Annotated in this window: 9 protein-coding genes; all 9 read left to right on the top strand. The window is 34.5% G+C overall.

All coding sequences use genetic code 11. The features are described from left to right. The first annotated feature begins 55 nt into the window (after window positions 1–55). Entirely contained in the window at window positions 56–745 is a 690-nt protein-coding gene (locus ACE01P_RS21955) for an ion channel (protein ID WP_379701185.1), read from the top strand. A 106-nt stretch (window positions 746–851) separates the two neighbouring features. Continuing rightward, window positions 852–1943: an AI-2E family transporter gene (locus ACE01P_RS21950; RefSeq protein WP_379701184.1), complete on the top strand. Its 1092-nt coding sequence runs from the start codon at window positions 852–854 to the stop codon at window positions 1941–1943. A 148-nt stretch (window positions 1944–2091) separates the two neighbouring features. Beyond that, window positions 2092–3312: a DUF763 domain-containing protein gene (locus ACE01P_RS21945; protein ID WP_379701183.1), complete on the top strand. Its 1221-nt coding sequence runs from the start codon at window positions 2092–2094 to the stop codon at window positions 3310–3312. 45 nt (window positions 3313–3357) lie between these two features. Further along, window positions 3358–4545 (top strand): MFS transporter, encoded by a 1188-nt coding sequence (locus ACE01P_RS21940; RefSeq protein WP_379701182.1) that lies wholly within the window; start codon window positions 3358–3360, stop codon window positions 4543–4545. Window positions 4546–4811: 266 nt separating this feature from the next. Beyond that, a complete protein-coding gene (locus ACE01P_RS21935) occupies window positions 4812–5381 on the top strand; it encodes an RNA polymerase sigma factor (RefSeq protein WP_379701181.1) in 570 nt (189 codons plus the stop codon). Between the two features lie 186 nt (window positions 5382–5567). Continuing rightward, entirely contained in the window at window positions 5568–6716 is a 1149-nt protein-coding gene (locus ACE01P_RS21930) for a FecR family protein (protein WP_379701180.1), read from the top strand. 134 nt (window positions 6717–6850) lie between these two features. Then, complete coding sequence (locus ACE01P_RS21925; RefSeq protein WP_379701179.1) at window positions 6851–10489, top strand: SusC/RagA family TonB-linked outer membrane protein; 3639 nt, start codon at window positions 6851–6853, stop codon at window positions 10487–10489. 4 nt (window positions 10490–10493) lie between these two features. After that, window positions 10494–11918 (top strand): RagB/SusD family nutrient uptake outer membrane protein, encoded by a 1425-nt coding sequence (locus ACE01P_RS21920; protein ID WP_379701178.1) that lies wholly within the window; start codon window positions 10494–10496, stop codon window positions 11916–11918. A 5-nt stretch (window positions 11919–11923) separates the two neighbouring features. Further along, on the top strand, window positions 11924–12431 hold a 508-nt coding region (locus tag ACE01P_RS21915), incomplete at its 3' end, for a DUF5118 domain-containing protein (RefSeq protein ID WP_379701177.1).

Below are 12431 nucleotides of genomic sequence, written 5' to 3'. Positions count from 1 at the left end.
AAGATTATAAAATATAGAATTTTTTCTTAGGCTTTGGAATTTGAAATTTAATATTATGATAGCAAAAAAAGATCGTTTTTTATATCGTTTTTGGACTCGAGAAAAGGGACTTAGCGGGATGCTGATATTGCTGTGTATCATGCATTTTATTGCTATTCCGTTTTTTGGAGGTAAATCTCATTTTATGGTGGCTGTTAATATATTTTGGATGCTGTTTCTCTTTGCAGGAATTGTAGCATTGTCCAAACATAAAAAACAAGCTATTAGTCTTTCTATAATTCCGATTCTGTTTCTTATCATTCAATGGATCAATTATTTAAACCATAACGTAATTATTCTATTTGCCGATCTTGTTTTTTCGGTTGCTATTATGCTTCTTTTGATCACTTTGGTTTTAGTAAAAGTTTTAGAGCCAGGTCCTGTAACAACCTATCGCATCATCGGATCAATTGTGGTTTACATGCTATTGGTTCACTTTTGGTCGACGCTTTATTTATTTCTTTATAATCATATTGAAGGTTCTTTTCAAATAGCCGAATCAAAATTTGAAAGTAATAGTGATCAAGCTAGTTTCCTTTATTTCAGTTATATCACGATGACTTCGACAGGTTATGGAGAAATAGTGCCTTTGCATCCTTTGGCTCGTTCGCTCGTCCAGATTGAAGTTTTGACAGGCGTTTTGTATCCCGTCATCTTAATTGGAAGATTGGTTTCAGATGCAAATTTTGGGGCTGGCAAGAAGTGAAATGAAAGATGCTAGAAGAAAGACATAAAAGTATAACGTAGGCTTTGATAGCTAACAATTTATCATTAACAATTCACAACTCACAATTTTAAAAAAAAACATAGCCATGAACACATCTAATTCGAATAAGAGAAAAGAACTTTTTGAAACTATTTTGCAGTTATTTTTCATTTTCCTGATTGTTGGATTTTGCCTTAAATTGCTGTTGCCTTTTTTTATGCCAATTCTTTGGGCGGTAATCCTGTCGGTGGTATTTTATCCTTTATTTAATTCATTGCAAAAAATCTTAAAAGGTCGAAAAGGATTGGCTTCGGTTATCATTACTATTTTGATTATTGCTATAATGTTAGTGCCTTTAATTTATTTTCTGAAAGCAGCAACAGGCAATTTCTTAGAACTTAAAAATAGTTTTGAAGCAGGAACATTAAAAGTTTCGCCGCCAGGGCCTTCTATAAAAGAATGGCCAATAATTGGTAAACCGCTTTACGAGTTTTTACTTTCGATGTCGACAGATTTGGAACAAGGTGTTGTGAAATACCAAGATCAGATAAGAGAATTGACTTCTAAAATTATGGCGAGTATTTTGAGTTCTGGTGCCGCATTTCTACAGTTTATTTTATCTATAATTATTGCGGGAATTCTATTAGTATCGCCAAGTTCAAAAGCTTTTTTTATGAAATTCCTTAAAAAAATTGCTGGAAATGAAGCTGAAGAAATTATGACCATTTCCGTTTCTACCATTTATCAAGTTGTAAAAGGAATATTGGGCGTTGCGGTTATTCAGACTATTATTCAGGCGATTGGATTGTTTTGGGCTGATATTCCGTATGCTGGAATTTTGACTTTGATCTGTCTGATATTTTCAATTTTACAGATTGGACCAATTATAATTAATATCGGAGTTATCATTTTTCTTTTCTCAACAGGAGATTCTGGTTATGCTATTTTTTGGACGATATATTTCATCATCAGCGGATTATCAGATAATGTTTTGAAACCGCTTTTACTAGGAAAAGGCGCGCTTGTGCCAATGCTTGTGATTTTTCTAGGTGTAATTGGAGGTTTTATCATGTCAGGTTTCATCGGATTGTTTGTTGGGCCAATTGTGTTTTCAATAGGTTACAAACTGTTTGTTGCTTGGTTGGACGACAATGCAGCGCCTGTCGAAGAACCTGCAGAAGATATTGAGATTGTCTAAATTATAAATTATAAATTGTGAATTGTGAATTGCGAGTTACGAGCTACTCTGAACTTTGTACTCTGCACTTTTAAACTTGAATTAACAATTCACAATTTATAATTCACAATTAAAAGAAGTATTTTTGCAGGATTATAATTCTTCAAAAATGAAACGTTCAGGCACGGCAGATCTTCCTTTACATTATGGACATGTTCCAATGTGGCTTGCTGAACGAATGTCAAAGCTTGGTTTTGCTATTGTTGAAACTATCGCGATGGAATTTTCTACTGCTGAAGTTATAAGTAAATTGAGCAATCCGTTTTGGTTTCAGAGTTTTGGAGCTGTTATGGGAATGGATTGGCATTCTTCTGGAATCACAACTTCGGTGCTTGGAGCATTGAAGAAATCTGTTAATCCGCATTCGAAAGAACTCGGAATTTATATCTGTGGAGGCAAAGGAAAATATTCTATGGCAACGCCGCAGGAACTTTTATTTGTTGGAGAAAAAACAGGTTTGGATGGAGTTAATCTTGCCAGCTGCAGCCGACTTACAGCAAAAGTAGATAACACCGCCATTCAGGACGGATTTCAATTGTATCAGCATAATTTTATTGTTGATAATAAAGGGCAATGGGCTGTTATTCAGCAAGGAATGAATCCGGATTCTCGAACTGCCAGAAGATACCATTGGCATTCGCAAGATTTGAAGTCTTTTATAAACGAACCGCATACTTTTATTTATGGTGAAAATCAAGGTTCTATTTTAAATCTTACTGCTAACGCCGCTACAAAATCTCGCGAAGGAATTTTAGAATTGGTAAAAGAATCGCCCGTTAAAATCATAAAAGAAATGCAGCATCTTTCTATGCCCGCGCATCACGATGTGAGAATGGAAGATGTAAATATGAAAAGACTGGGCGCAATGCTTTGGACTACTCACGAAAACAAACCAGAAGATTTTGAAGAATTACTGCTTCTGAAAGGAATGGGACCAAGAGCTTTGCAATCTTTAGCCTTAGTGAGCGAAATCATTTATGGAACTCCAACACGATTTGAAGATCCTGCTCGTTTTTCTTTCGCCCATGGCGGAAAAGACGGTCATCCTTTTCCTGTTCCAGTAAAAATTTATGATGAAACTATAGATACGCTTCAACGCGCTATTAATCGTGCTAAAATTGGAAATAGCGACAAACTGAGTGCCATTCAAAAACTATCTGAAATTTCGCGGAAAGCAGAAGAAAGCTTTACTCCAAATACCAATTTTGATGCGCTAGTTCAGAGAGAAAGGGAACAATCGCATTTATATGGAGGAAGAACCGTTTTTGGAGAGGCAAAACCTCCTAAAAAGAAACCTATAAACCCAAATAATCAGCTGGAATTATTTTAAAAAATTATAATTTCTTATCAGCCTTTAGTTATCAAAAAATCAATAATGTCACAAAACGAAAAATCAATTTATACCTTACAATTCATTTTACTTTGTTTGAGTTCTTTACTATTTTCATCAAGTTTTAATATGATGATTCCAGAGCTTCCAAACTATTTAAGCAGTTTAGGAGGAGCAGAATACAAAGGACTTATTATTTCCTTATTTACACTTACGGCAGCAATTTCGAGACCTTTTAGCGGTAAGCTAACCGACAAATGGGGACGAGTTCCAGTTATGGCAATCGGTTCTTCGGTTTGTGTGGTTTGCGGATTTTTGTATCCTATTTTGAGTTCTGTTTCAGGGTTTTTATTGCTGCGTTTGGTTCATGGTTTTTCAACAGGTTTTAAGCCTACATCAACTTCGGCTTATGTGGCAGATATTATTCCGCAGCACCGATGGGGAGAAGCGCTTGGAATGCACGGATTGTGTTTCAGCATTGGTGGCGCGCTTGGACCAGCATTAGGAAGTATGATTGTGAATTTGTACGGAATTAATGTTATGTTTTATTGCTCGTCGTTTCTGGCATTTTTCTCTATTATTATCGTATTGAATATGAAAGAAACTCTTGCCGCAAAAGAAAAATTGAACCGTTCGATGTTTATTATTGGAAGAAAAGATATTGTAGATAGAAATGTATTCCCAGCAGGAATTATTACTTTTCTTTCGTACACTGCATTCGGACTTATTTTGACTTTAATTCCAGATTGGAGCGAGCATGTAGGAGCAACAAATAAAGGAATATTTTTTACTGCTTTTACAGTAGCGTCAGTTTTAGTTCGTTTTGGAGCAGGAAAAGTTTCAGACCGACACGGGCGACCAAAAGTGATACTGGCCGGATTAATCATAACAGCTTCTGCGCTTTTTGTAATAAGCGAAGGAAGGGATATTCAGATGTTGTTGGTCGGAGCTGCGATTTACGGAATTGGTACAGGAATTTTATCGCCAGCAATTAGCGCTTGGACTATTGATTTGAGTAATCCTGATCATAGAGGAAAAGCGGTTGCAACGATGTATATTTCGATGGAACTTGGAATTGGTTGCGGAGCGCTTTTAGGAGGAAGTTATTACAGCGATCAAATTATGCGTATTCCGCAGATTATGAAATTTGATATTCTGATTCTTGTTTTAGGGATTTTGTATCTTTTATATTGGGCGAGAAATAGGAAGAGAAATCGAGAAAGTCTTATTTAAGAATCAAAGAAGAAAATATATGAGAAGCCTGTAAATTTATTTTTACAGGCTTTTTGTTTTTTCGAATTAAATCGAACTTTTGGATATCAAAATAGCCTTTTTGAGACTAGAGTGCTGCTTTTCAATATTATTAAGATTAATCATATTGAATTTTCTTCAAAAATGTTTACGAAATCCTTTGCGCTTTTTTTAACTTAATAATCTTTTGGCTTTTAACATTAAAATTGTTTAATATTGCGTTTTTGATCCTCACTTTTTATTAATTAATGTCTGTTTATAGCAAATATGCTGATCATATCTTATTAAATCTCCTTAAGGAAGATGATCAATTGGCCTATACAGAAATCTTTGAAAGGTACTCCAGACTTTTAGTAAATCATGCTTACAAAATGATTGGTAATCATGACGAAGCCAATGATGTTGTTCAAGAAGTATTTTTGTTTATCTGGAACAAACGTCAGGAGCTGGAAATTACAGGATCGCTTTCTTCTTATTTATACAAAGCAACCAAAAACAGAATCTTAAATCATATCGCACACGAAAAAGTGGTTTCGCGTTATGCTGATTCTATTTCAAACTTTATTGAAAATGATTATGTTTTTGCTGATTCTAAACTTCGAGAAAAAGAATTAGAGAAAATCATTGAAAACGAAATCGCTTTACTTCCTGAAAAAATGCGTGAAGTTTTTCTTTTGAGAAAAGTAGAAGAACTTTCATACGACGAAATCGCTGTACAATTAAATATAACAGACAAAACGGCGAAACAGCAAGTTTATAATTCGCTAAAAATTCTTCGCGGAAAGCTAAAATCAGCGTTGAATGTTTTTATCTGGTAAATTTTTGTCGTTGTTTTTGTTAAATTTTAAAATAAAATATACTCATAAAACCCTCATTAATAAAGAGAAACTAACGTTTCGACGAATTTATTAATGATAAATTAATATTTTTTTGATTTTCATCTATGACAAAACCCCTTTCTAACTGTCTTATATTAAAACAAGACAAAATTTCGTGTTGTAATTATGAATGAAATTGAATTTCTAGAATTGCTTAAAAGACATCAAAATGGTACTTTATCAAATGAAGATAAAGACAAACTCGATGCTTGGTATTTGCATAAAGCTTCAAATAGTAAGAAGCAGCTTAGCGAATACGAACTGGCAGATAGTTACGAACATTTGAAATCGAGACTTCCTTTAGTGCAGCAAACTAAAGTAATTAATCTTTGGCCACGCGTTGCTGCTGCGGCATCAATTGCTTTGTTGTTTGGTGCGGGATTATTCTATTTTACAAAATCGGAATCGGTTGTAAAACCAGAAAGTATTCAGGTTGTTGAAAAACCGAAAGAAATTGCGCCAGGAGGAAACAGAGGAATTTTAACGCTTTCAAACGGAAAGCAAATTGTACTTTCAGATATTTCTTCAAAAGATATTATTGCTAAAGAAGATCAAGATGAGGTAACTATTAAAATGGATGCCAACGGAGTGATTACTTATGTGATAAATCCAAATGCTGAAACTTCAAAAGAAGATGAGAATTCATTCAATACACTTTCAACTCCAACAGGCGGACAATACAATATTGTTTTAGCTGACGGAACAAAAGTATTCTTGAATGCGGTTTCGTCTATCAAATATCCAACTCAATTTAATGGTGACCAAAGAATTGTTGAGCTAGAAGGAGAAGCTTATTTTGAAGTTGCTAAAAATAAGAACAAGCCTTTCTTAGTAAAATCAGATAATCAAACGATAGAAGTTTTAGGAACGCATTTTAATGTTCATGCTTATAATAATGAATCTGCTGTAAAAACGACTTTATTAGAAGGAAGTGTTGCGGTTTCTTCTAAAAATCAAAAAGCGATTTTAAAACCAGGTCAACAATCAAATGTATCTGAAAGTTCTAGTAGAATTGCAGTTAAGGAAGTCGATACCGAAGCAGCAATCGCTTGGAAAAATGGCCGATTTAAATTTGATAATGCCGACTTAAAATCAGTAATGAAACAATTGGAACGCTGGTACGGAATTAAAGTCGAATACCGCGGCGATGTCTCAGACGTGAGATTTAACGGAGGTACATTTAGAAATAAAAATTTATCTGAAGTATTAAAAGTACTTGAGCTTAGTAATATAAAATTTAAGGTTGAAGGAAAAACGATTATTGTCTATCCGTAAGATCTTTATTAAACCGATTATATTGAGTCTATAAACTAAAAAACCAGAGGCAGTTGCGATGCTTCCGGTTTGTTTAAAAGTTTATAGCCAATATAAGTTGTCCACTATTGTTTAACTATAACCAATGTAAATGTATGAAATTAAATTTACAACCAAAAAAACCTTACAAAAAACTTAAAAAAAAGATTCCTAGAGTTCCTTTTTCGGCTAATCTATTGATATTAGGTGTGTTTATGCTATTGTGCAGTTTTACTGGGCAAGCGCAGAGCATCACTATAAATTTTAAAGATGCACCTCTTGAAAAAGTTTTGAAAGAAGTGGCAAAACAAGCCAATTACGAAGTTTTATATACACAGAAACTGCTTAAGGATTCAAAACCTGTTAGCATTTCTGTTAAGAATGCGACTTTGAACGAAACTTTAAGCCAAGTTTTTAAAAATCAGAGTGTACGATATACGCTTTCTAACCAAACGATTGTTGTAACTGCTCCAAAAGAAAAAAACGAGAGCTTGGGAAACGCATTAATCGATATCAAAGGAAAGGTAGTAAATAATAAAAATGAATCATTTCCAGGAGTAACGGTTACCGTTGCAGGAACTAATAGAGCAACTGTAACCGACTTTGATGGAGGATTTTCTTTTGATAAAATTTCGCCAAACGCTGTTTTAGAATTGTCTGGTTTAACTATCGAAAACAAATCTATAGGTGTTGCAGGACGAACAGATTTTACACTTGTTGCTGAAGATAAAGTGGCGGCAATGAAAGAAGTAGTGGTGACAGGTTACCAGACTATTGCAAGAAGTAATTTTACAGGTGCAATTGCTAAAGTGGATGAAAAGGTATTAAACGAAAATATCAATTCTAATTTATCTGGCGCAATAGAAGGACGTGTTGCGGGTTTGATGTTTCAGAAAAATCCAAACGGACTTGGATCTGATACGCCTATTTTGAGAGGTATTGGAACTTTTTCTGGTGATGTTGGATACAGTCCGTTAATTGTAATTGACGGTCTTCCAAGCGAATTGACTTTGGATGAAATTAATCCGTATGATATTGAAAGCGTTGACGTTCTTAAAGATGCGGCTGCGGCTTCTATCTACGGTTCTAGAGCTGCAAATGGTATTATTGTTTTAACTACCAAAAAAGGAAATGGTAAATTAAAAGTTACCGTAAACACTGATTTCTTTATCTCAGAAAAACCAAATTTGAGAGATATGAATTATGCCTCAACAAGCGAACTTATCGACTTTGAGCAGGCCGTTTATAACAGAGAAAGAGCAAGATTTGCAGATACTGCGACTATGTTTAGCAGTTATGGAGACATTGGAAATAGCAATACGAAATACTACAGTCCACTTTACCAATTAAACAGAAATTTAGAAGAGGGAAAAATCGATAACGCTACTTACGATACAACTCTTGCACAATGGAGAAAGAATGACTATTATAAAGATTATCGTGATAATGTTTGGCAAAATGAATTCAGACAGCGTTATAATGTTGCTTTTTCGGGTAGTACCACCAAGCAGAACACGTATGTTTCGCTTAATTATGATGAATCTCAAGCTCGTGTAAAATTCAATAAAGGCCGTGCATTTAACCTTTATGCAAAAAGTAGTTTTCAGGTAAATAGCTGGCTAAATGCTACATTTGGTGTAAATGGAACGTATAGTAATGATGAAGCGGCCGATTATGAACTTAGCAATTACGACATTCAAAAACGATACGAGCGTATTACAGACGATAACGGAAATTTAGTGCAATCTTCATTTGCATCAATTAGAGACGGTTTTACCTCAAGCGGAGCTCTAAATCCAGCGATGGTGGAGAAAATGCAAGGTTTAACAGGTTTTAAATCGACGAATTTTAATGTTTTAGATGCGCTTAAAGAAGGTATTACAGAGCAGAATTCTTTAAGCTTAAGAACTTTTGCCAACATTAAAGCAAAGTTATATAAAGGATTAAGTTTCAATACACAATTTCAATACGAAGTAAGAAAAAATGATAACGAACAGTATTACGACGTTAACTCTTATAGAATGCGTTATGCAATTAATGCATTAACAGGATACAATCCGACTACAAATGCTTACACTTATGTAGATGGTTTTTCTACAGGTGGACGATACAAACAATCTAGTTCTCAGGCGAGCAATTATTCTTTTAGAAATCAATTAGATTTTAATCAAGAATTTGGAGATGGCAAACACTCTGTTAATGCTTTGGTAGGTACAGAAATGCGTGAAACGTATGTTCCGAGATCTATTGAGCAGTTACGATATGGTTATGATCCTGTTACGCTTACTTCTGCTGTATTAAACAATCTTGCATTGAGTCAAACAGGAGTTTCTAGTTATCTTTTCGGAAACAATAGAACGCTTGCAGCATTAGGAAGAACACAACAAGAAATTTTACACCGTTATTTTTCTATTTTTAGTACAGCGAGCTATACTTATTTATCTAAATATAACATTACAGGAAGTTATCGTGTGGATAAAGCCGACTTATTTGGTGTTGATCCAAAATATAAAAACCGCCCATTATGGTCAGCAGGTTTAGGATGGAACATTAGTAATGAAGAATTTATGAAACCAGTGAAATGGGTAAGTATGCTTAAATTGAGATCGACTTACGGTATCAACGGAAACGTAGATCAAAGCACAACACCTTATATTACAGCAACTCGAAGAAATGATAACTTGTACCAGTCTTTACAATATACAAATATCACTTCGCAGCCAAATCCGATGTTACGATGGGAAAAAACACAGAGTTTAAATTTAGGTGTAGACTATAGTTTATTCAGAGCCAAATTAAACGGTTCTATCGATGTTTACCGCAAGTACAGCAGTGATTTATTAGCGACAACAGATCTTGATCCTACGGTAGGAGCTACATCAAGAAGAATTAATGCTGGAGCTTTATTAAATAAAGGTATCGAGTTTACTGTAGGTTCTGAGTGGTATAATAATGGAAATCTTCGTATCAACTCTAATTTCGTTTTTGCCTTTAATAAAACAACAGTGCAAAAAGTAACAAGAGCCGAATCTACAGCTTATTCATATGTTTCTTCTCCAACTAGTTTCTTTGTAGAAGGTGATTATTTCAACAGTATGTACGCATATAAATATGGTGGAACGGTAAATGGTTATCCGTATGTTTTGGATGAAAATGGAAATCCGTCTATTACTTTTGATGCCAATGGAAATCCAAATTCAACAAGTATAAAATCAATTACAAATCCAGAGGCCTTAGAAAATATGGGATCTTTAATGCCTACCTACACGGGTTCATTATCACAGCGTTTTTCGTATAAGCAATTTGATTTAAACTTCTTATTTGTTTTCTCAGGAGGAAATGTAATGCGTAAAGAAACTATTGATATGGGTTCTGATGACGTAAATCTTTCTGGAATTGCAGATCGTTACACGGATGACAATAGAAACGGCAATACGCGTTTATATGTAGATTTTGACGAAAGTGTTAGAAACTATGCTTCAACTATAAGCAGTCAATGGCGATATTCAACTGCAAATGTTGTAGATGGCGATTATATTAAATTGAGAAATGTTTCTTTAGGATATAATTTACCAAAGGCTTTTGCAACTAAAATTAAGATGACAGCAGCGAAGTTTACTTTCCAAATGAATAATATTTGGTATTGGAGCGCAGCTGGAAATCGTATTGATCCAGAAGTTTACAGCTTAAATTCTGGTGTTCGCAGCTTGCCATTGCCAAAAACATACTTGTTTGGATTTAATCTTACACTTTAAAAAAATGAAACAGATATATATAACACTACTGTCTGTGATGATGCTAACCGTTTCATCATGCGACGATTATACAGAAATTACGCCTAAAGGAGCTTTGGTAATTGAAACTCCAGAACAATTTCTTGAATTAGTATCGCTGCCAAATAGAGGTTATCCAATCAATAACTTTCAATATTTGTCAGACGACCAATGGATGCGTGAAGCCAATGTAATCGGAAGAACGCCAAATATTGACATTCTTAATTTTACTTTTGATGAAAGTGTAGACAGAGTTTCGTTATTGACAGGCTCAAGTTTTTACAATCAAGCGTACAGTTATATCAACAGATGGAATACAATTATTTCATTAGTAGATGAAAGTAAAGGAGATGGAAATGTCAAGCAATTGGCAAAAGCTGAAGCTAAAATTTTTAGAGCTTACGATCACTTTCTTTTAGTAAATACGTATGCAAAAGCGTATGATCCGCAGACTGCTGCAACAGATGGAGGAATTTGTATCATGGATAAATTTGATTTGGAATCACAACCTTCAAAATCTACTGTGGCACAGGTTTACGATTTTATTCAGAGGGATATAGAAGATGCCTTGCCGTATCTTAAGGAGAAACCAATGGATGTTTATCATCCATCATTAGCATTTGCGTATGCGTTTAAAGCTAAAGTGCATTTGTTTAAACGTGAAATTGCTAAAGCCCAAGAAGCCGCAGAAAAATCACTTAGCTATAACAATCAAATATTCGATTTAGTAGCTTATAACAAACAGGGCGGACCAACAGCAGTTGCCGTTCCAGCGGCAAGTAACGTAGAAGTTTTGAGCTACATGTACATGACAGGTTATAACGAAATGAACTTTGCTCAGAGTTACATCATTAGTCCAGAACTAAGAACTTTATTCGGAATAAACGATGGACGTTTCAATTTGTTTTTCAACTCAACAAGTACAACAAACTTAGATCAAGGTTCAGGCACCGCTTATTGGGGAACACAATACACTAGATTTTTCTATCCAACTGTTGGGATGAAAACAACTGAAGTGTATTTAATGCTAGCAGAATGTTATGCGAGAGATAATAAGTTTGCTGAGGCAGTTGCTGTTTTAAATACATTAAGAGCAAAACGTATTCTTTCTGGTACTGTTGATTTGACGGTTCCGGCAACAAGAAAAGAAACAATGGAATTGGTAATTAATGAAAGAAGAAAAGAATTGCTTTTAGGATTTAATCGTTTCTTTGATCTTAAAAGATTAAATACCGAAACCGAATATGCAAAAACGATTACGCGAGTATTTCCAATTGTAAATAAAACGGTTCCTCAAAAAACATATACTTTACAGCCAAATTCTCGATTATATATCATTCCGTTTCCTTTATCGGTTTTACAGAAAAATCCAAAATTGACATTAAACACAGACGAAAAAGTTCCATTTTAATTTAGATGAAAAAATTAATTATATCTCTAATCATGCTGTCGGCTTGGCAGCATGGTTTTGCCCAGACACCCGAAAAAAAAGCCGATAGCACTAGCACACAGCCAAAAGGTATGCTAGCTTATAATAAAGTGATTACTGATAAAGCGAAAAACAAATCAGGTCTTTTTACAGTTAGCCAAGTCGATGCTAAATATTACTTTCAAATTCCAGACAGTTTATTCAATCGATACATGTTGGTTGTAACGCGATATCTTTCTACGCCTGAAGGTTTTGGAACTTTTGGTGGAGAAAAAGCGAATGAACAAACTATTTATTTTGAAAAAGGTTCAAATAATACGGTTTATTTAAGATCGCTTCAATACAGACAAGATGTTCGTTCTGCCGATTCGATGTTGGCAAAAGCATTAGAAGGAAGCAACGAAAATCCGATTGTGGCTGCTTTTCCAATTAAAACAACCAATCCAGACACAAAAGATGTGGTTATTGAAGTAACAGACGTTTTCAAAAAAGACA

The organism is Flavobacterium sp. HJSW_4, assembly GCF_042436695.1.
Lineage (GTDB): Bacteria > Bacteroidota > Bacteroidia > Flavobacteriales > Flavobacteriaceae > Flavobacterium.
This window is presented reverse-complemented; position numbering and strand designations above follow the sequence as displayed.